Annotated in this window: 18 protein-coding genes; 11 read left to right on the top strand and 7 right to left on the bottom strand. The window is 72.3% G+C overall.

What is annotated here, in order from left to right; translation table 11 throughout:
• Window positions 1-9: 9 nt before the first annotated feature.
• From E6R18_RS17925 to paaA, 5 genes are read right to left on the bottom strand one after another with little or no spacing between them, the layout of a single operon-like run.
• A complete protein-coding gene (locus E6R18_RS17925; protein ID WP_136317905.1) occupies window positions 10-1,068 on the bottom strand; it encodes a 2Fe-2S iron-sulfur cluster-binding protein in 1,059 nt (352 codons plus the stop codon).
• Complete coding sequence (gene paaD / locus E6R18_RS17920) at window positions 1,069-1,575, bottom strand: 1,2-phenylacetyl-CoA epoxidase subunit PaaD (protein WP_136317904.1); 507 nt, start codon at window positions 1,573-1,575, stop codon at window positions 1,069-1,071.
• Entirely contained in the window at window positions 1,569-2,270 is a 702-nt protein-coding gene (gene paaC, locus E6R18_RS17915; protein ID WP_136317903.1) for a 1,2-phenylacetyl-CoA epoxidase subunit PaaC, read from the bottom strand. Before paaC ends, paaD begins: the two co-directional genes overlap by 7 nt.
• Window positions 2,267-2,557 carry a 1,2-phenylacetyl-CoA epoxidase subunit PaaB gene (gene paaB / locus E6R18_RS17910; protein ID WP_073966613.1) on the bottom strand — a complete coding sequence of 97 codons (291 nt, stop codon included), beginning with the start codon at window positions 2,555-2,557 and terminating at the stop codon, window positions 2,267-2,269. Before paaB ends, paaC begins: the two co-directional genes overlap by 4 nt.
• A complete protein-coding gene (paaA, locus tag E6R18_RS17905) occupies window positions 2,554-3,645 on the bottom strand; it encodes a 1,2-phenylacetyl-CoA epoxidase subunit PaaA (RefSeq protein WP_136317902.1) in 1,092 nt (363 codons plus the stop codon). The genes paaB and paaA overlap by 4 nt, the downstream gene beginning before the upstream one ends.
• A gap of 118 nt (window positions 3,646-3,763) precedes the next feature.
• Between paaA and E6R18_RS17900 the strand changes: the two genes are divergently transcribed.
• Genes E6R18_RS17900 through E6R18_RS17890 form a run of 3 tightly spaced genes read left to right on the top strand, consistent with a single transcriptional unit; the run spans window position 3,764 to window position 6,587 of the window.
• Window positions 3,764-4,627, top strand: a complete 864-nt coding sequence (locus E6R18_RS17900; RefSeq protein WP_136317901.1) for a DUF5819 family protein — start codon at window positions 3,764-3,766, stop codon at window positions 4,625-4,627.
• A complete protein-coding gene (locus tag E6R18_RS17895; protein ID WP_136317900.1) occupies window positions 4,624-5,892 on the top strand; it encodes an HTTM domain-containing protein in 1,269 nt (422 codons plus the stop codon). The genes E6R18_RS17900 and E6R18_RS17895 overlap by 4 nt, the downstream gene beginning before the upstream one ends.
• On the top strand, window positions 5,889-6,587 hold the full coding sequence (locus E6R18_RS17890) for an RNA methyltransferase (RefSeq protein ID WP_136317899.1): 699 nt from the start codon (window positions 5,889-5,891) through the stop codon (window positions 6,585-6,587). The genes E6R18_RS17895 and E6R18_RS17890 overlap by 4 nt, the downstream gene beginning before the upstream one ends.
• Before the next feature lie 371 nt (window positions 6,588-6,958).
• Here the strand turns inward: E6R18_RS17890 and paaN are convergent, their stop codons facing one another.
• Window positions 6,959-8,659: a phenylacetic acid degradation protein PaaN gene (paaN, locus tag E6R18_RS17885; RefSeq protein ID WP_136317898.1), complete on the bottom strand. Its 1,701-nt coding sequence runs from the start codon at window positions 8,657-8,659 to the stop codon at window positions 6,959-6,961.
• Between the two features lie 123 nt (window positions 8,660-8,782).
• Here paaN and E6R18_RS17880 point away from each other — a divergent pair, with 123 nt between their 5' ends.
• Entirely contained in the window at window positions 8,783-9,385 is a 603-nt protein-coding gene (locus E6R18_RS17880) for a TetR/AcrR family transcriptional regulator (RefSeq protein WP_136317897.1), read from the top strand.
• Between the two features lie 30 nt (window positions 9,386-9,415).
• On the opposite strand, the gene E6R18_RS17875 is transcribed toward E6R18_RS17880, so the two are convergent.
• Entirely contained in the window at window positions 9,416-9,922 is a 507-nt protein-coding gene (locus E6R18_RS17875) for an Lrp/AsnC family transcriptional regulator (protein ID WP_136317946.1), read from the bottom strand.
• Between the two features lie 217 nt (window positions 9,923-10,139).
• On the opposite strand from E6R18_RS17875, the gene pdhA reads away from it, so the two are divergent.
• The 7 genes from pdhA (at window position 10,140) to E6R18_RS17840 (ending at window position 19,155) form a co-directional block, all read left to right on the top strand.
• Entirely contained in the window at window positions 10,140-11,300 is a 1,161-nt protein-coding gene (gene pdhA / locus E6R18_RS17870; RefSeq protein ID WP_136317896.1) for a pyruvate dehydrogenase (acetyl-transferring) E1 component subunit alpha, read from the top strand.
• The gene (locus tag E6R18_RS17865; RefSeq protein ID WP_136317895.1) at window positions 11,297-12,328 is read left to right on the top strand and encodes an alpha-ketoacid dehydrogenase subunit beta; all 1,032 of its coding nucleotides are present in this window, start codon (window positions 11,297-11,299) and stop codon (window positions 12,326-12,328) included. The genes pdhA and E6R18_RS17865 overlap by 4 nt, the downstream gene beginning before the upstream one ends.
• A complete protein-coding gene (locus E6R18_RS17860) occupies window positions 12,328-13,752 on the top strand; it encodes a dihydrolipoamide acetyltransferase family protein (protein ID WP_136317894.1) in 1,425 nt (474 codons plus the stop codon). The genes E6R18_RS17865 and E6R18_RS17860 overlap by 1 nt, the downstream gene beginning before the upstream one ends.
• An 89-nt stretch (window positions 13,753-13,841) precedes the next feature.
• Complete coding sequence (locus E6R18_RS17855) at window positions 13,842-14,693, top strand: NTP transferase domain-containing protein (protein WP_136317893.1); 852 nt, start codon at window positions 13,842-13,844, stop codon at window positions 14,691-14,693.
• 617 nt (window positions 14,694-15,310) lie between these two features.
• A complete protein-coding gene (locus E6R18_RS17850; protein ID WP_240799777.1) occupies window positions 15,311-16,951 on the top strand; it encodes a molybdopterin molybdotransferase MoeA in 1,641 nt (546 codons plus the stop codon).
• Between the two features lie 20 nt (window positions 16,952-16,971).
• Window positions 16,972-18,045, top strand: coding sequence for a potassium channel family protein (locus tag E6R18_RS17845; RefSeq protein WP_136317944.1), 1,074 nt, complete (start codon window positions 16,972-16,974; stop codon window positions 18,043-18,045).
• A gap of 120 nt (window positions 18,046-18,165) precedes the next feature.
• Window positions 18,166-19,155, top strand: a complete 990-nt coding sequence (locus tag E6R18_RS17840; RefSeq protein ID WP_136317892.1) for an NAD(P)H-quinone oxidoreductase — start codon at window positions 18,166-18,168, stop codon at window positions 19,153-19,155.
• Window positions 19,156-19,328 lie beyond the last annotated feature (173 nt).

The raw sequence follows: 19,328 nt of genomic DNA, 5'->3' as shown, positions 1-19,328 counted from the left end.
CGTCAGCCGTCAGCGGTCGAAGTCGAGCTCCACCTCCTCGGTCACCGGGTGCGACTGGCAGGCCAGCACGTAGCCCGCGTCCGTCTCCTCCGGCTCCAGGGCGAAGTTGCGGTCCATCCGCACCTCGCCCGCGACCAGGAAGGCCCTGCACGTCCCGCACACCCCGCCCTTGCAGGCGTACGGCGCGTCCGAACGGCTGCGCAGCACCGTCTCCAGCAGTGATTCGCCCTCCTCCACCGGCCACTTGCCCGATCGCCCGTCAAGGGTCGCCGTCAGTGTGCTGCCGACGGGGGCCTCGACGCGGGGTCCGGCGGGGGCTGCCGGCCCCTCGTCGACGTGGAAGATCTCCTGATGTATACGGGAGCGGTCCACGCCCAGGCCGTGCAGCGCGCCCTCGGCGGACCGGACCAGGCCGAGCGGGCCGCACAGGTACCAGCCGTCGACCTCTGCCACCGGCAGCAGCGCGGGCAGCAGCCCGGAGAGCCGCTCGCCGTCCAGCCGGCCAGACGGCAGGCCGGCCTGCTGCTCCTCCCGGGACAGGGCGGTGACCAGCTGGAACCGGTCCGGGTAGCGGTCCTTCAGATCGGCGATCTCGTCCAGGAACATGGTCGAGGCGGCGGTCCGGTCGCTGCGGATCAGGCAGAACCTGGCGTCCGGCTCGCGGGCGAGCAGGGTGGCCGCTATGGACAGCACCGGGGTGATGCCGCTGCCGCCGACGATCGCCGCGAACTGACCGGCGCGGGGCTCCAGCACGAAGCGGCCCATCGGGGGCATCGCCTCGACCGTGTCACCGACCAGCAGTTCCTTGAGCGCGTACGTCGAGAACGCGCCACCGTCCACGAGCCGGATGCCCACGCGCAGTGCCGGAGAGGCCGGACGCTCGGTGGACGGGGCGCAGATCGAGTACGAGCGGCGGACCTCCTTGCCGTCGACGGTGTAGCGCACGTTGAGATGCTGGCCGGGCTTGTGCCGGAAGGTCTCGTGCAGGTCCGGCGGCACGGCGAAGGTGACGGCCACCGAATCGTCCGTCAGCCGCTCGATCCCGCTGACCCGGAGCGGATGGAACATCTACAACTCCTTGAAGTGGTCGAACGGTTCGTGACACGCCACGCACCGGCGGAGCGCCTTGCAGGCGGTGGAGGAGAACCGGCTCAGCAACTCCGTGTCGGTGGAGCCGCAGTGCGGGCAGCGCACGGACAGGGTGAGCGGCACCGGGCCGCCCGCGGCGGAAGCGGCGTCGTGGGGCCGGGGCGGCGCTATGCCGAACTCGGCCAGCTTGCGGCGCCCCTCCGCCGTGATGTCGTCCGTCGACCAGGCAGGGGACAGGACCGTCTCCACGGAGACCTCGGGCACGCCGTAGTCGTGCAGCACGCGCTCGATGTCCGTGGACATGGCCTCTATCGCCGGGCAACCGGTGTAGGTCGGTGTGAGCTTGACCGTGACCCGGCCCGGTTCGACCACTTCCACGCTCCGGACCACGCCCAGGTCCTCCAGCGTGAGCACGGGCAGCTCCGGGTCGGGGACCGAGCCCGCGAGACCGAGCAGCTCTTCCTCAAGAGGTGTCCAGGTCACCATGACGCCCCCGGGTGGCTGCGGTGCAGGTGCTGCATCTCGGCGATCATGCGCCCGAAGGGCTCGGTGTGGATGCCCTGCCGGCCGGCCCCCGCCGCCCAGGCGCCCGACTGCGGCCCCGACGGGACCGTCAGGGTCGCCCGCTCCAGAACGGTGGTGACGGACTCCAGCCACCGGTCGTGCAGCTCCTGCCAGTCCACGTCCACGCCTTCGACCGGCTGGAACAGCTCGCCGGTGAAGCGCCACAGCGCGTCCACCGCCCGCTGCATCCGCTCGTGGCTCTCGTCCGTCCCGTCGCCGAGGCGCAGCGTCCACTGCTCGGCGTGGTCCCGGTGGTAGGCGACCTCCTTCACCGCCTTGGCCGCTATCCCCGCGAACGCGCCGTCGCCTGCGGCCAGCTGCTCGTACAGCCCCTGCTGGTGGACGGAGAAGTAGAGCTGCCGGGCGATCGTGTGGGCGAAGTCGCCGTTGGGCTGCTCGACCAGCTGGACGTTGCGGAAGGCGCGCTCCTCCCGGAGGTAGGCAAGCTCGTCCTCGTCGCCCGCGAGTGAGAGCAGCAGTCGGGCCTGGCCCAGCAGGTCCAGGGCGATGTTGGCGAGGGCCACTTCCTCCTCCAGCACCGGGGCGTCGCCCGCCCACTCCCCCAGCCGGTGCGACAGCACCAGCGCGTCGTCGCCCAGGGCGAGGGCCGCGGTCACAGGTGCTTCACCCCGTCCGGGATCTCGTAGAACGTCGGGTGCCGGTACGGCTTGTCACCGGCCGGCTCGAAGAACGAGTCCTTCTCGTCCGGCGAGGACGCCGTGATCTGGGAGGAGGGCACCACCCACAGCGAGACCCCCTCGGACCGGCGGGTGTAGAGGTCGCGTGCGTTGCGCAGGGCCATCTCGGCGTCCGGCGCGTGCAGGCTGCCGGCGTGGGTGTGGGAGAGCCCGCGCCGCGAGCGGACGAACACCTCCCACAGCGGCCAGTCCGTCGAGCTGCTCATGCTGTCGCCTTTCCGTTCGGTACGACCGTGTCTTCACCGGGTGTGCCGGGCGCACCGGGCGCACCGGGTGCGCCCGGTGCGGTGGGAGCAGGAGGAGCGCTGCCGGGGCCGGTCGCGTGTTTGCGCGCGTGGGCGGCGGCGGCCTCGCGGACCCAGGCACCTTCCTCGTGGGCCCGGCGGCGCCGACCGAGGCGCTGCTCGTTGCACGGGCCGTTGCCCTTGAGGACCTCCTGGAACTCCGTCCAGTCGATTGCCCCGAAGTCGTGCTGACCGCGCTCCTCGTTCCACCGGATGTCCGGGTCGGGGAGGATGAGGCCGAGGGCCTCGGCCTGGGGGACGCAGATGTCGACGAAGCGCTGTCGCAGCTCGTCGTTGGAATGCCGCTTGATCTTCCAGGTCATCGACTGCGCCGAATGCGCCGAGGCGTCGTCCGGGGGGCCGAACATCATCAGGGACGGCCACCACCACCGGTTCACCGCGTCCTGGGCCATCTCGTGCTGTGCGGGGGTGCCGCTGCTCAGTGCGAGGAGCAGCTCGTAGCCCTGGCGCTGGTGGAACGACTCCTCCTTGCAGATGCGGACCATCGCGCGGGCGTAGGGACCGTAGGAGCAGCGGCACAGCGGCACCTGGTTGGTGATCGCGGCGCCGTCCACGAGCCAGCCGATGGCGCCGACGTCCGCCCAGGTCAGCGTGGGGTAGTTGAAGATCGAGGAATACCGCTGCCGGCCTGCGTGGAGCCTGTCGAGCAGTTCCTCGCGCCCGGTGCCCAGGGTTTCGGCGGCGCTGTACAGATACAGGCCGTGGCCCGCCTCGTCCTGCACCTTGGCCATGAGGATGGCCTTGCGGCGCAGCGAGGGGGCCCGGGTGATCCAATTGGCCTCGGGCTGCATGCCGATGATCTCGGAGTGGGCGTGCTGGGCCATTTGCCTGACCAGCGAGGCGCGATAGGCGTCGGGCATCCAGTCGCGCGGCTCGATGCGCTCGTCGGCCGCCACCGCGGCGTCGAAAGCCGCCTGCAAGGCCGCGTCCGCCCCTTTCGCACTGCCCTCTGTCGCCTGCGTTGTCTGGCCCGCAGTCACTGCCGCCATCCCGGACTCCCTACCGACCGATCGTTCGGTTCAACGTCTTCAATGGTGAGTCTGCGGCCCGTAGGGTGTCAACCCTGTGGATAACCGACTGACCAAGATCGGTGAGGATCGGGGCGGGATGGATTCGGACGACGACCGGGGCGCCGGCGGTACGGGCGGGACGGCCCCCGCTGTCGAGGCGTCCGCTGCTGCGGATTCCGCTGCCGAAATTCCCGCTGCCCGAGCTCACCCTGCCGGAGCTCCTGCTGCCGGAGGCCCTGTTCCTGGAGTTCCCGTTCCTGGAGTTCCTGCTGCTGAGGTTCCGGTTGCCGGGTCTCCCGTGGCGGTCGGTGGGATGGCCGGGCTCTCGTTTCCGTACCAGGTCGCCGCCGCTGTCGCGCTCGCGGTCTTCGGGGTGGTCGCCTGTGTCCAGCTGGCCATGGTCTTTCTGCACGTCGCACCCTCCAACACGCTGACCAAGCAGCACGGCGCGGCCGTCGACGAGTGGGTCTACCCCGAGTTCGAGCAGAACTGGAAGCTCTTCGCCCCCAACCCGTTGCAGCAGAACGTCGCCGTGCAGGTACGCACGGAGACAGCCGGCCCCGACGGCCCCCGCACCACCTCCTGGACGGATCTCTCCGCCGAGGACGGGCGGGCCATACGCGGCAACCTGCTGCCCAGCCACGTCCAGCAGAACGAACTCCGCCGCGCCTGGGACTTCTACGTCGGCTCGCACGACGACCGGAACCGGGCCAACGGCCTGCGCGGCACTCTCTCCGAGCAGTACGTCCGCCGTCTCGTGATGCTTCGTCTCACCGAGCACAACGGCGGCGAGACCATCCTGCGCATCCAGGTCAGGTCCGAGGTGCGGGCCGTCGCGGCGCCCGAGTGGAGCGACGAGAAGATCAGTACCAATCCGTCCTACCGCGTCCTGCCCTGGTGGAAGGTCAATGCGGCTGACGTACCCAAGGGCACGGCCGGCTACGAGGAGGCGGACCAGTGAGCACGCCCCGCCCCGGCAGCGGGCTCGCCCGCGGTATCCAGCGCGTCACCGCCTCGGCCCTCGGGCCGTACCAGAGCGCCGTCATCCGGATCGGTTTCTCCGCCACCTACTTGCTGTTCCTGCTCCGGGAGATCCCCCACCGGCACGAGATGTACGGGCCCGACGCGCCCTGGCGCTGGGACCTGGCGCAGCAGCTGATATCGGGGAACCAGGCATTCACCGCGCTCATGTGGTCGGACAGCGCCCTCTGGTTCGAGATCGTCTACGTGCTGACGCTGCTCTCGGCCGCGCTGCTGATGGTCGGCTGGCACACCCGGGCCACCTCCGTCCTCTTCATGGCCGGAGTCCTCTCGCTGCAGAACCGCAGCATCTTCATGGGCGACGGCGGCGACAACGTCATCCATCTGATGGTCATCTACCTCGTGCTGACCCGGTGCGGGCAGGTCTGGTCGCTCGACGCCCGCCGCGCGCGGCGGGCGCGCCGGGCGCGCCGGGCGGAGGCCGGCGTGACGGTCGAGGAGGGCGCCGGGGGCCGGCGGGTGCCCGGGGAGCCGGCCGGGATACTGCTGTGGGTGGCGCTCGGGGCCGCACTGCTCGGGGCGACGGTGGCGGGCGGCCTGGGCGGAACCGTATGGCTGCCGGTCCTCCTGTGGGCCCTGTGGATCGGCCAGGGCGCCTGGTGGGCCGTGAACCGGAAGGCGCCGCGCAGCGAGCTGCGTACCCTGCTCGACGTCATCGCCAACCTCGCCCACAACGCCACGCTCTTCGTGATCATGGCCGAGGTCTGTCTGATCTACGCGACGGCCGGCTGGTACAAGATCCAGGGCTCGCGCTGGCAGGACGGCACCGCGCTGTACTACCCGCTCAAGCTGGACTACTTCACGCCGTGGCCCGCTCTGTCGGACCTCCTCGCCTCCAGCGGCGTCATGGTGATGGTGCTGTCGTACGCCACCGTCATCGTGCAGGTGGCCTTCCCGTTCACCCTGTTCAACCGGCGGGTCAAGAACGTGCTGCTCTGCGCGATGATCTGTGAACATGCCGGGATCGCGCTCCTGCTGGGGCTGCCGTTCTTCTCGATGGCGATGATCGCCGCCGATGCCGTCTTCCTGCCGACCGTCTTCCTCGTGTGGCTGGGCGGCCGGGTCGCCCTGGGGCGGCGGCTGCTGTTCCGGCGGCGTGGGAAGGTCCCGGCCCAGCGGGGCGCCGCCGACGATCTGGAGGCCCCGCCGGGCGGGGTCGGCGGGAGCCATACCCTCGTCGGGTGAGCAGTGAGACCGGCAGCACCGGTGAGACGAGTGGCAGCGGAGGGCTCGTGGGCGCCGAGCCCGCGCAGTACGACGAGGGGTTCGGTACGCAGGTCGGCGTCGGGCCGCATCCGCTGCCCTGGCCCGAGGACGAGCGGTACGATCCCGAGCTGCTGGCCCAGGGCGACCGGCGCAACGTCGGCGACCAGTACCGCTACTGGACCCGGGAAGCGATCGTCGCCGACCTCGACCTGCGCCGGCACGACTTCCACGTCGCCGTGGAGAACTGGGGCCACGACTTCAACATCGGGTCCGTGGTCCGTACGGCCAACGCCTTCCTCGCCAAGGAAGTGCACATCGTGGGGCGCCGGCGCTGGAACCGGCGCGGGGCCATGGTCACCGACCGCTACCAGCACGTCCGCTACCACCCCGACACCGCGAGCCTGACCGCCTGGGCGGAGGCCGAGGGGCTGCCGATCATCGGGATCGACAATCTGCCCGGGGCGGTGCCGCTGGAGCGGACGGTGTTGCCTCGGCGGTGTGTGCTCCTGTTCGGGCAGGAGGGGCCCGGGCTGACGGAGGAGGCGCGTCGGCATGCGGCGATGGTGTGCTCGATCGCGCAGTTCGGGTCTACGCGGTCGATCAATGCGGGGGCGGCTGCGGCGATTGCGATGCACGCGTGGGTGGGGCGGTATGCGGTGATTTCTGGGGGGTGAGGGGTGGGGTGTCCGTGGTTGGGCGTTCCTGTGGTGGGTGGTGGGTGGTGGGTGGTGGGGGTGCCGGGGCTCGTCCGGCGCTCGGCGGGGGCGGGGCTGGGCGGGGGCGGGCGCCTGCGGCGGGCTGTTCCCCTACCCGCCCCTTCCCGTAACCGGGGGCTCCGCCCCCGGGCCCCCGGTCCTCAAGCGCCGGACGGGCTGGGTGGGGTGGGCGGGCTCTGCCCCCGGACTCCCGGTCCTCAAGCGCCGGACGGGCTGGGTGGGGCGGGCGGGCTCCGCCCCCGGGCCCCCGGGCCCCCGAGCCCCCGGTCCTCAAGCGCCGGACGGGCTGGAATTGCCGGACGGGCTGGAATTGCCGGCGGGCCCGTGTTCTAGCGTTGGCGGCGGACTTCCAGGGTGCGGAAGCGGTTGGAGACGAAGGCGCCGTCGCAGAGGGCGGCGTTGGCTGCGGGGTTGCCGCCTGAGCCGTGGTAGTCGGAGAAGGCTGCTGTCTGGTTGACGTAGACGCCGCCGGTGAGGTTCAGGGAGAGCTGGGCGGACTCGTCCAGGCAGACGTCCTCCACCGCGCGTTCCACCTCCTCGGACGTGGTGTACGCGCCGACTGTCATCGCGCCCTTCTCGCGGATCGTGCGGCGCAGGAGCTCCAGGGCGTCCGTCGTCGAGTCGACCGCGACGGCGAAGGAGACCGGACCGAAGCACTCCGAGAGGTAGGGAGGCTCGTCGTCCGTCTTGGCGGCGTCGAGCTTGACGATCACGGGGGTGCGGACGGTGGCGTCCGGGAAGTCGGGGTTGGTCACCTCGCGGGAGGGAAGCGCGACTTCGCCCAGCTGGGCCGCGGCGTCGAGGCGGGCCTTCACGTCCGGGTTGACCAGGGCGCCGAGCAGGCCGTTCGCGCGGGCGTCGTCGCCCAGGAGGCCGGTGACCGCGGCCGCGATGTCGCCGACGACGTCCTCGTACGTCTTGTCGCCGGCGTCCGTGGTGATGCCGGCCCGGGGGATGAGCAGATTCTGTGGGGTGGTGCACATCTGGCCGCTGTACAGGGAGAACGAGAAGGCGAGGTTGGCGAGCATGCCGCGGTAGTCGTCGGTGGAGTCCACGAGGACCGTGTTGACGCCGGCCTTCTCCGTGTAGACCTGGGCCTGGCGGGCGTTGGCCTCCAGCCAGTCGCCGAATTCCGTGGACCCCGTGTAGTCGATGATCTTGATCTCGGGGCGGACCGCCAGGGTCTTGGCGATGCCCTCGCCCGGGCGCTCGGCGGCCAGGGCGACGAGGTTGGGGTCGAAGCCCGCCTCGGTGAGCACTTCGCGTGCCAGCTGCACGGTGAGGGCGAGCGGGAGGACCGCGCGGGGGTGGGGCTTGACGAGGACCGGGTTGCCCGTGGCGAGGGAGGCGAAGAGGCCCGGGTAGCCGTTCCAGGTGGGGAAGGTGTTGCACCCGATCAGCAGTGAGATGCCGCGGCCCGCCGGGGTGAACGTCTTGTGCAGCGCGAGCGGGTCGCGCTTGCCCTGCGGCTTGGACCAGTCGGCGGTGCGGGGGGCGCGGAGCTGCTCCTCGTACGCGTACGCGACGGCTTCCAGGCCGCGGTCCTGGGCGTGCGGGCCGCCGGCCTGGAACGCCATCATGAATGCCTGGCCGCTCGTGTGCATCACGGCGTGGGCGAACTCATGGGTGCGTGCGCTGATCCGCGCCAGGATCTCCAGGCAGACCAGGGCCCTGGTCTCGGGGCCGGCCTCACGCCAGGCGGGCATGCCCGCGCGCATCGCCGGGAGCAGGACGTCCAGGTCCGCGTGCGGATACTCGACGGCGAGCTCGGGGCCGTACGGAGAGACCTCACCGCCCGTCCATCCGTCGGTGCCCGGCTGGCCGAGGTCGATACGGGTGTGCAGCACGGCGTCGAAAGCGGCCTTGCCCTCGGCGGCACCGAGGCTGCCGGGGGCGCCGCCCTCCCCGTACGCCTTCGGATGCTCGGGATGCGGGGACCAGTAGTCGCGGGTGCGGATCGCTTCGAGGGCCCGGTCCAGCGTGTGGCGGTGCTTCTCGGACAGCAGGTGCGGGGAGAGCTCGGCGGCCATGGCGGACCAACTCCTCATCGAGCTGGGCAGGGACGGGCGGACAGAGTTAGAGTAACCGAACGATCGGTCGGGACAAGGGGGCCCGCGAAACCTGTGGACAACTCGTAGGGGAGGATCGCGGACATGACCACGGCCAAGCGGGACACGTACACACCGGAGACTCTGCTGACCGTCGCCGTCCGTGTCTTCAACGAGCGCGGTTACGACGGCACGTCCATGGAGCACCTGTCGAAGGCGGCCGGCATCTCCAAGTCGTCCATCTACCACCACGTCGCGGGCAAGGAAGAGCTGCTGCGGCGGGCGGTCAGCCGCGCTCTCGACGGGCTGTTCGAGATCCTTGACGAGTCCGGCGCGACGCGGGGCCGCGCGATCGAGCGGGTCGAGTACGTCACTCGTCGTACCGTCGAGGTGCTGATAGCCGAACTGCCCTACGTCACGCTGCTGCTGCGGGTGCGGGGCAACACGAAGACCGAGCGGTGGGCCCTGGAGCGGCGGCGCGAGTTCGACCAGCGGGTCGCCGAACTGCTCAAGGCGGCCGTCGCGGACGGCGACCTCCGCTCCGACGTGGACATACGGCTCGCGACGCGGCTCCTGTTCGGCATGGTCAACTCCCTGGTGGAGTGGTACCGGCCGCTGCCCGACGGGGGTGCGGAAGGGGAACGGCTCGCGGACACCGTGGTTCAGCTGGCCTTCGACGGCATGAAGTCCGGGTCGGCCGGCCATTGAGCACCTGCCTGTTCCCCTGCGCGTGTCCGCTCAGGTGAGTTCTGTGGGGCGGTCCGGGCCGGGCGCCAGGTCCGTTTCCTCGAACACCAGCAGCGTGCGGGTGGACAGCACTTCCGGAATGGCTTGAATCCGGGTCAGCACCAGCTCGCGCAGCGTCCGGTTGTCCGGTGTGTGCACCAGGAGCAGGACGTCGAAATCGCCGCTGACGAGCGCGATGTGCGTGGCTCCCGGCAGTGCCTGGAGCTGTTCGCGGACGGTGCGCCAGGAGTTCTGGACGATCTTGAGCGTGATGTACGCGGAAGCGCCCTGCCCCGCCCGCTCATGGTTCACCCGCGCGCTGAACCCCCGGATCACGCCGTTTTCCACGAGCCGGTTGATCCGCGCGTAGGCGTTGGCGCGCGAGACGTGGACGCGGTCGGCCACCGACCGTATCGAGGCGCGGCCGTCCGTCTGGAGCAGTCGCAGGATGGCGTGGTCGACGGAGTCGAGGGGGCGGGCCGGGGGAATCCGGCTCGGCTCCCCGCCGCCCTCGGCCATTTGTTCAGCTGCCATGTTCGCTTGCCTCCCCGTCCTGGACGACCTGTCCCCATCCCAGGCTGTGGAGAACCGTTTGTCCACAGGCTGACGGCGCCTGTAGCCAAAATGCGCTCACGACCGAACAATCGGTAGGTGAGGCGCGCCACACTCGCGCCTTGTGTCGTTTTCGATATATCGCCATATTTTCGACACCCCTCGATGCTCGGAGGTGCCTGTCATGACGGTCCAAGAGCTGCCCGGCGCGGCCGCCTACCGGCCCACGCCGCCCCCGGCCTGGAAGCCGCTCACCGATCCCGCGCCGCTGCTCCCGGACCCCGAGCCGTACCGGGTGCTGGGTACGGACGCCGCGGCCGACGCGGACCCCGAGCTGCTGCGGCGGCTCTACGCCGAGCTCGTGCGCGGCCGGCGGTACAACGTCCAGGCCACGGCCCTCACCAAGCAGGGCAGGCTGGCGGTCTATCCGTCGAGCACGGGCCAGGAGGCGTGCGAGATCGCGGCGGCCCTGGTGCTGGAGGAGCGGGACTGGCTCTTCCCCAGCTACCGCGACACGCTCGCGGCCGTGGCGCGGGGCCTGGACCCGGTCGAGGCGCTGACGCTGCTGCGGGGCGACCGGCACACCGGCTACGACCCGCGCGAGCACCGCGTCGCCCCCCTCTGCACCCCGCTCGCCACCCAGTTGCCGCACGCGGTGGGCCTGGCCCACGCGGCGCGGCTCAAGGGCGACGACGTGGTCGCGCTCGCCATGGTCGGTGACGGCGGCACCAGCGAGGGCGATTTCCACGAGGCGCTGAATTTCGCGGCCGTCTGGCGGGCCCCGGTCGTCTTCCTCGTGCAGAACAACGGCTTCGCCATCTCCGTCCCCCTGGCCAAGCAGACCGCGGCCCCGTCGCTGGCGCACAAGGCCGTGGGATACGGCATGCCCGGCCGGCTGGTCGACGGCAACGACGCGGCGGCGGTGCACCAGGTGCTCTCCGAGGCGGTCGAGCGGGCCAGGAGCGGCGGCGGGCCCACGCTGGTCGAGGCGGTGACGTACCGCATGGACGCCCATACGAACGCCGACGACGCGACCCGCTACCGCGGTGACAGCGAGGTCGAGACGTGGCGGGCCCACGATCCGGTGCAGCTGCTGGAGCGCGAGCTGACCGGGCGCGGGCTGCTCGACGGCGACGGCATCGAGGAGGCGCGGGTGGCCGCGGAGCGGATGGCGGCGGAGCTGCGCGAGCGGATGAACGCGGACCCGGTGCTCGACCCGATGGACCTCTTCACCCATGTGTACGCGGAGCAGACGGCGCAGTTGCGCGAGCAGGCGGACCGCCTGCGCGGTGAGCTGGACGCGGAGCACGACCAGCACGGCACGGATGGGGGAGCAGCCCGATGACCACGGCAGCGGCGACGGCCGGGGAGCGGACCGCGAAGGCCAAGCCCGCCACGATGGCGCAGGCCCTGGGGCGCGCGCTGCGCGACTCGATGGCCGATGACCCCTCGGTGCACGTCCTCGGTGAGGACGTCGGGACGCTCGGCGGGGTCTTCCGGATCACCGACGGCCTGGCGAAGGAATTCGGCGACGAACGATGCACGGACACCCCGCTGGCCGAGGCGGGCATCCTCGGGGCGGCGGTCGGCATGGCGATGTACGGGCTGCGGCCCGTGGTCGAGATGCAGTTCGACGCCTTCGCCTATCCGGCGTTCGAGCAGCTCATCAGCCATGTCGCCAAGATGCGGAACCGGACCGGGGGCGCGATGCCGCTGCCGATCACCGTCCGGGTGCCCTACGGCGGCGGCATCGGGGGCGTCGAGCACCACAGCGACTCCTCGGAGGCGTACTACATGGCGACGCCCGGTCTCCACGTCGTCACGCCGGCCACCGTCGAGGACGCGTACGGGCTGCTGCGCGCCTCGATCGCCTCGGACGACCCGGTGGTCTTCCTGGAGCCGAAGCGGCTGTACTGGTCCAAGGCGGACTGGTCGCCGCAGGAGCCCGCCGCCGTGGAGCCCATCGGGCGGGCCGTCGTGCGCCGCCCCGGCCGCAGCGCCACGCTGATCACGTACGGGCCGTCCCTGCCGGTCTGCATGGAGGCCGCCGAGGCCGCCGTCGAGGAGGGCTGGGACCTCGAAGTCGTCGACCTTCGCTCGCTGGTGCCGTTCGACGACGAGACCGTCGCCGCCTCGGTGCGCCGCACCGGGCGCGCGGTCGTCGTCCACGAATCCACCGGCTTCGGGGGCCCCGGCGGCGAGATCGCGGCCCGGATCACCGAGCGGTGCTTCCACCACCTGGAGGCTCCGGTGCTGCGAGTCGCCGGATTCGACATCCCGTATCCGCCGCCGATGCAGGAGCGGCACCACCTCCCCGGTGTGGACCGGGTGCTCGACGCCGTCGCACGGCTGCAGTGGGAGGCGGAGAACTGATGGCTCAGGTGCTCGAGTTCAAACTGCCGGACCTCGGCGAGGGGCTGACCGAGGCCGAGATCGTCCGCTGGCTGGTGGAGGTCGGGGACGTCGTCTCCATCGACCAGCCCGTGGTCGAGGTCGAGACGGCCAAGGCGATGGTGGAGGTGCCCTGCCCTTACGGGGGTGTGGTGACCGCCCGGTTCGGCGACGAGGGTACGGAGCTTCCGGTCGGGGCGCCGCTGTTGACGGTGGCCGTCGGGTCGTCCGGCGAGGCCCCCGGAAGGAGCGATTCCGGGTCCGGGGCGGCCGACGCGGAGCCGGCTGCGGCGGATTCCGGGTCCGGGAACGTGCTCGTGGGTTACGGGACCGGGGCGCCGCCGGTGCGTCGGCGGCGGGTGCGGCCTGAGGGGCTGAAGGGGCTGAAGGCAGCCGTCGCGGCTCCGGCGGCTCCTGCGGATACCTCTTCCGGTGCGTCGTCCGGTGCGTCGTCCGGTGCCGTGTCCGGTGTGTCTTCCGGTGCCTCGCCCGCCCGGACCGACCGGGAATCGGGGCCGGTCGCGGTCGTATCGCCGTTGGTGCGCAGGCTTGCGCGGCAGCACGATCTGGATCTGCGCCGACTCGCCGGATCGGGTCCTGACGGGCTGATCCTGCGGGCCGACGTCGAGTCCGCCATCCGGTCCGCTGCCGAGGCACCGGCCGTGGCGCCCGCAGTGCCTGATGCGTCGTCCGTACCTTCACCGGACGGTGAGCGGACCCCGCTGCGCGGGGTACGCGGCGCGGTCGCCGACAAACTGAGCCGCAGCCGGCGGGAGATCCCCGACGCCACTTGCTGGGTCGACGCCGATGCGACCGAGCTGATGGCCGCGAGGGCAGCGATGAACAGCACGGGCGGGCCCGGCGCCGGCCCCAAGGTGTCGGTCCTCGCCCTGCTCGCCCGGATCTGCGCGGCCGCCCTGGCCCGCTACCCCGAGCTCAACTCCACGGTGGACCAGGAAGCGCGCGAGATCGTACGGCTGCCGCATGTGCACCTCGGGTTCGCCGCCCAGACCGAGCGGGGCCTGGTCGTCCCGGTCGTACGGGACGCCCAGGCGCGCAACACCGAGTCGATCGGCGCGGAGATCGCCCGGCTGACCGAGGCGGCCAGGACGGGGACGCTGAAGCCGGCTGAGCTGACCGGTGGCACGTTCACGCTCAACAACTACGGAGTGTTCGGCGTCGACGGATCGACACCGATCATCAACCACCCGGAGGCGGCGATGCTGGGCGTCGGCCGCATCGTGCCCAAACCGTGGGTGTACGAGGGACAGCTCGCGGTGCGTCAGGTCGTCCAGCTGTCCCTGACCTTCGACCACCGGGTCTGCGACGGCGGCACCGCCGGAGGCTTCCTGCGCTACGTGGCCGACTGCGTGGAGCAGCCCGCGTTGCTCCTGCGGAGTCTGTAGACGCGGGCCGGCGGGGCGGTTCGTGCGGTGAGACCGTGGTTCCGGCACCTGCCGGGGCTGCGGCGCGGCGGGCCCCGCATACTCGGGGCATGACCGCCTACGACGCCATCGTTCTCGCCGGAGGAGCCGCCAAGCGGCTGGGCGGTGCCGACAAGCCCGGGCTGCGGGTCGGTGGCCGGGCGCTGCTCGACCGCGTGCTCGCCGCCTGCGCCGACGCCGGGACCACCGTGGTGGTGGGCGACCGGCGGCCCACGGTGCGCGCGGTGACCTGGGCGCGCGAAGAACCGCACGGCGGCGGGCCGTTGGCGGCGCTCGGTGCCGGGGTGCGGCACACGTCGGCGGAGCAGGTGCTCGTGCTCTCCGCCGATCTGCCGTTCCTGGGCGCCGATACGGTACGCGCGCTGCGGGACGCCTCCGGCCCGGGGGCCGGGGTCGACGGCGCCCTCTGCACCGACGAGGACGGGCGCGACCAGCCGCTGGTCGCCGTCTACCGGGCGGAGCCGTTGCGCCGCGAACTGGCGCTGCTCGCCGCCGAGCACGGAGGTCTGGGCGGGCTGCCGCTGCGGTTGCTCACGCACGAGCTGACGCTTCGCCGGGTGTCCGCGGGGCCGCTCGCCTCGTTCGACTGCGACACCTGGGAGGACATTGCTTCGGCCCGGGCCCGGATCAGAGAACATGGGACCGTGCTGGATGAATGGATCACCGCAGTCAAGGATGAACTCGGCATCGACCTCGACGTCGACACCGGGCTCCTGCTCGACCTCGCCCGTGACGCCGCGCATGGCGTCGCCCGCCCCGCCGCGCCCCTGACGACCTTCCTCGTCGGATACGCGGCGGCGAAGGCGAGCGGCGACGGCGGCGGCCCCGAGGCGGTCGCGGAGGCCGCCCGCAAGGCGGCGGCGCTCGCCCTGCGGTGGGCGGACGAGGACGAGTCGCCGTGACGGGCCGCAGCGGCGGGACGGGCAGCGCGTATGGCGCCGGAGGCGCCGGGGTGGCCGGGGGCCCCGGTGGTGCCGGGAGCCCTGCCGGTTCCGGAGGCCCCGGGGCTGCTGGGGGCGAGCCTGCCGCCGACGGGCGTGGTGCCGCCGACGAGCGGCGCGCCGCTGCGGAGAGGCGTGCCGCCGCCGAGGCCGAGGCGCGGGCCGACGAGGAGCGGGCTGTTGCCCAGGCTCTGGCCCTCGTGGGCCGGCAGGCGCCTCGGGTGCCTCGGGAGGACGAGGCGGAGTCCGTCGCGCGCCCCGACCGGCTCGTTGGACGCCCGGGCGGCTCGTCCGATGACGGACTCGCCGTCGCGGTGAGCGACCGGCGGACCGACCGGCCGGCCGACGCGTCCTCCGGGCAATCCGGCAACCGGCCTGTTGACGGGCCGGACGACTGGCTTACCGGCTTGCAGAGGGACTGGCCGGGCGACCTGCCCGCCGGGCAGCCGAGCGATCGGGCCTCCGGCCTGTCGGACTCCTCGGCTGCCGGCCTGCCAGGTGATCGGGCCGCCGAGCAGTCGCGGGATCGGCCCACCGGGCAGTTCGGCGGCAAGCCCAGCGACGGGGCTGCCGCCTCGATGAGCGACCGGCCGATCGATCGGCCGACCGGCGCGTCCTCCGGGCGCCCCAGCAGCCGGTCTGCTGACGGGCCTACCGACCCGCTCTCCGACCCGCCCGGCAGTCGTTCCGGCGACGGGCCCACCGGCCGGTCGGACGAGCCGGCCACCAACCGGCCCACCGGCCGGTCGGACGAGCCGGCCACCAACCGGCCCACCGGCCGGTCGGACGAGTCGTCCACTGCCCAGCCCACCGGCCGGCCGGCCGAGTCGTCCACCGGCCGGCCCGTCGACTCCTTCACCGCCCAGCACGTCGACTCGTCCACCGGCCGGTCGAGCCGTCGGCCCGTTGCCTCCGCGCGGGACGTCATCTCCGACAGTCACTCCCCCCAGCACGCTCCGCGCGCCACCCCCCGCCCCCAGGAGGTCTCCTGGGATGAGGCGCGGGGTGTTGCGGGGCGGGTCGGGCGGGGGGTCCGGCCGCGCGTGGGGCGGCTGGTTCTCGATCGGGCTCTCGGGCATGTGCTTGCCGAGCCGCTGGTGGCGCTCACCGATTTGCCGTCGTTCGATACCTCGGCCATGGACGGGTGGGCCGTCGCCGGGCCGGGGCCGTGGAACATCCGGGAGGAGGACGGCATCCTCGCCGGGCACGCCGCGCCCGCACCGCTGCCGGACGGTGACGCCGTGCGCATCGCCACGGGTGCGCGTATCCCGGCGGAGGTGACCGCCGTCGTCCGCAGCGAGCACGCGCACGCCGACGAGGCAAAGGGGCTGCTGTACGCGCAGCGTGCCGTGAGCCAAGGACAGGACATCCGGCCGCGCGGCCAGGAGTGCCGGTCGGGGGAGCACCTGCTGCCCGCCGGGACGGTGGTGACCCCGGCCGTCCTCGGGCTGGCCGCGGCCGCCGGGTACGACGAGCTGCCCGTCCACCCCCGGCCGCGCGTCGACGTCCTCGTGCTCGGCGATGAACTGCTGGGCGAAGGGCTCCCCCATGACGGGCTCATCCGTGATGCGCTCGGGCCCATGATCGGCCCCTGGGTGCGCGCGCTGGGGGCCGAGGTCTCCGCACCGCGCCGCCTCGGCGACGACGCGGAGGCCCTGTGGCAGGCGCTCACCGGCTCCGACGCGGACCTGATCATCACCACCGGCGGCACCGCTGCCGGGCCCGTCGACCACGTCCACCGCGTCCTCGCGCGGATCGGTGCCGAGCTGCTGGTCGACGGGGTCGCCGTGCGCCCCGGCCACCCCATGCTGCTGGCCCGGCTCGCCGCCGGCGGGCCCTGCCTCGTCGGGTTGCCCGGCAACCCCCTGGCCGCCGTCTCCGGGCTGCTCACGCTCGCCGGGCCGCTCCTCACCGGACTGGCCGGCCGCACCCCCGACGAGCCCTACCGGGTGGCCGTGCGCGACGATGTGCACGGGCATCCGCACGACACGCGGCTGGTGCCCGTGTGCCATCGGGCGGCCGGAGAACCCGGAACCGCAGGCGGGCGGGAGTACGTCGTACCACTGCATTACAACGGTCCCGCCATGCTGCGCGGGATCGCCGCTGCGGACGGGTTGGCCGTCGTGGAGCCGGGCGGGGTACGGTCCGGCACCGAGGTGGAGATCCTCGATCTACCGTGGGCCTCGGCGACGCCGTGGACTGAAGGGTGTTTCACGTGAAACTTCCCGGCCATGACGCGATGGCCAGGCGGGCCGACGAACAAGTCGTCCCCACCCGGGTGATGCTGCCGCGCCGGGTCGTGGACGGGCCGGCGCGCCAGGTAGCCAAGCGGCTGATGATGGCTCTGGTGGTGCTCGCCGTCACCGTCTTCATCGTCTGGGTCGACCGCGGCGGCTACCACGACGCCGCCGACGGCAAGGTCGATCTGCTGGACGCGGTGTACTACGCCACGGTCACCCTCTCCACCACCGGGTACGGCGACATCACCCCGTACAGCGACGGTGCCCGGCTCACCAATGTGGTGCTCGTGACACCGCTGCGCGTGCTCTTCCTCATCATCCTGGTCGGCACCACCCTTGAGGTCCTCACGGAGCGGACCCGGGAAGACTTCCGGCTGAAGCGTTGGAGAACCAACTTGCGTGACCACACCGTCGTCGTCGGCTTCGGCACGAAGGGCCGCTCGGCCATCCAGACCCTGTGCGCCACCGGGCTGAGCAAGGAACAGATCGTCATCGTCGACCCGGCGTCCAAGGTGATAGAGATCGCCAACGCCGAGGGGTTCACCGGCGTCCTCGGGGACGCCACGCGCAGCGATGTGCTGCGGCGCGCCGAGCTGCAGAAGGCCCGTCAGATCATCATCGCCACCCAGCGCGACGACACCGCCGTCCTGGTCGCGCTGACCGCCCGCCAGCTCAACCGCGGCGCGAAGATCGTGGCCGCGGTGCGCGAGGAGGAGAACGCGCCGCTGCTGAGGCAGTCCGGTGCGGACGCCGTGATCACCAGTGCCAGTGCGGCCGGACGGCTGCTCGGTCTCTCGGTGCTCAGCCCCAGTGCGGGCACGGTGATGGAGGACCTCATCCAGCAGGGCAGCGGGCTCGACCTCGTGGAGCGCCCGGTCATAAAGTCCGAGGTCGGCAAGAACGTGCGGGAGACCGACGACCTCGTGGTCAACGTGCTGCGGGGGCACCGGCTGCTCGGTTACGACGATCCGGCGGCCAGTCCGCTGCAGTTGACGGACCGGCTGATCACCATCGTCCGCGCGTCGAACGAGCCGCCCCCCAGCCCGGTGCCCCAGAGCGTCCCCCGGCCTTAGGGCGTGTTGCGAAGGCCCGCCTGCCGGGCGGTGTCTGGCACGCACGCCCTAAGCCCGTCGCGCCACCCCGGGCGCGCGCGCACCGTCGTGCGCGGCGCCCCACGGAGTAGCCTCGCGGCCATGCATGCGATCACGATCCCTGAACCCGGTGGCCCCGAGGCGCTCGTGTGGGCCGAGGTGCCCGATCCCGTTCCCGGTGAGGGCGAAGTCCTCGTCGATGTCGTGTCCAGCGCGGTGAACCGGGCGGACGTGCTCCAGCGGCAGGGCTTCTACAACCCGCCGCCCGGGGCGTCCCCCTACCCGGGCCTGGAGTGCTCCGGGCGCGTCTCTGCCCTCGGGCCCGGCGTCACCGGCTGGGCCGTCGGTGACGAGGTGTGCGCGCTCCTGGCGGGGGGCGGTTACGCGGAGAAGGTCGCCGTCCCTGCCGGGCAGCTGCTCCCCGTACCGGCGGGGCTGGACCTCACCGCGGCGGCGGCGCTGCCCGAGGTGACGGCGACGGTCTGGTCCAACGTGTTCATGGTGGCCCATCTGCGGCCCGGCGAGACCCTGTTGGTGCACGGCGGCTCCAGCGGCATCGGCACGATGGCGATCCAGCTCGCCAAGGCCGTCGGCGCACGGGTCGCGGTGACGGCCGGCGGGCCCGACAAGCTGGCGCGCTGCGCGGAGCTCGGCGCGGACATCCTGATCGACTACCGCGAGCAGGACTTCGTCGAGGAGATCCGCAAGGCCACGGACGGGGCGGGCGCGGACGTCATCCTCGACATCATCGGCGCGAAGTACCTCGACCGGAACGTGCAGGCGCTCGCCGACAACGGCAGGCTGGCGATCATCGGGCTCCAGGGCGGCGCCAAGGGCGAACTGAACCTCGGCACGCTGCTGACCAAGCGGGCGGCCGTCACGGCGACCTCGCTGCGCGGGCGCCCGCTCGCCGAGAAGGCGGCGATCGTCGCGGCCGTGCGCGAGCACGTCTGGCCGCTCATCGCGGACGGCGTCGTGAAGCCGGTGGTCGACCGTACGGTGCCGATGCGGGACGCGGCGGAGGGGCACCGGGTCATGGAGTCCAGCGCCCACATCGGCAAGGTGCTGCTCCAGCCGCCCACCGCCGCCTGAGCGAGGACATCCCGGCCGCCCACCGCCGCCTGAGCCAGCACACCCCCGGCCGCCCACCGCCGCCTGAGCCAGCGCACCCCCGGCCGCCCACCGCCGCCTGAGCCAGGACAGCCCGGCCGGACAGGCCGCCTGAGCCAGCACACCCCCGGGCGGACAGACCGCCTGAGCGCAGT

The organism is Streptomyces sp. A1277, from assembly GCF_004795015.1.
In the GTDB taxonomy this organism is placed as follows: Bacteria; Actinomycetota; Actinomycetes; order Streptomycetales; family Streptomycetaceae; genus Streptomyces.
The sequence above is the reverse complement of the archived record's forward strand: the minus strand, read 5'-3'. Positions and strand labels throughout refer to the sequence as shown.

Coding starts and splice junctions, on each gene's coding strand:
- E6R18_RS17925 (WP_136317905.1), bottom strand. CDS start 1,068: ATGTTCCATCCGCTCCGGGTCAGCGGGATCGAGCGGCTGACGGACGAT.
- paaD (WP_136317904.1), bottom strand. CDS start 1,575: ATGGTGACCTGGACACCTCTTGAGGAAGAGCTGCTCGGTCTCGCGGGC.
- paaB (WP_073966613.1), bottom strand. CDS start 2,557: ATGAGCAGCTCGACGGACTGGCCGCTGTGGGAGGTGTTCGTCCGCTCG.
- paaA (WP_136317902.1), bottom strand. CDS start 3,645: ATGGCGGCAGTGACTGCGGGCCAGACAACGCAGGCGACAGAGGGCAGT.
- E6R18_RS17900 (WP_136317901.1), top strand. CDS start 3,764: ATGGATTCGGACGACGACCGGGGCGCCGGCGGTACGGGCGGGACGGCC.
- paaN (WP_136317898.1), bottom strand. CDS start 8,659: ATGGCCGCCGAGCTCTCCCCGCACCTGCTGTCCGAGAAGCACCGCCAC.
- E6R18_RS17880 (WP_136317897.1), top strand. CDS start 8,783: ATGACCACGGCCAAGCGGGACACGTACACACCGGAGACTCTGCTGACC.
- E6R18_RS17875 (WP_136317946.1), bottom strand. CDS start 9,922: ATGGCCGAGGGCGGCGGGGAGCCGAGCCGGATTCCCCCGGCCCGCCCC.
- pdhA (WP_136317896.1), top strand. CDS start 10,140: ATGACGGTCCAAGAGCTGCCCGGCGCGGCCGCCTACCGGCCCACGCCG.
- E6R18_RS17865 (WP_136317895.1), top strand. CDS start 11,297: ATGACCACGGCAGCGGCGACGGCCGGGGAGCGGACCGCGAAGGCCAAG.
- E6R18_RS17860 (WP_136317894.1), top strand. CDS start 12,328: ATGGCTCAGGTGCTCGAGTTCAAACTGCCGGACCTCGGCGAGGGGCTG.
- E6R18_RS17855 (WP_136317893.1), top strand. CDS start 13,842: ATGACCGCCTACGACGCCATCGTTCTCGCCGGAGGAGCCGCCAAGCGG.
- E6R18_RS17850 (WP_240799777.1), top strand. CDS start 15,311: ATGAGCGACCGGCCGATCGATCGGCCGACCGGCGCGTCCTCCGGGCGC.
- E6R18_RS17845 (WP_136317944.1), top strand. CDS start 16,972: ATGGCCAGGCGGGCCGACGAACAAGTCGTCCCCACCCGGGTGATGCTG.
- E6R18_RS17840 (WP_136317892.1), top strand. CDS start 18,166: ATGCATGCGATCACGATCCCTGAACCCGGTGGCCCCGAGGCGCTCGTG.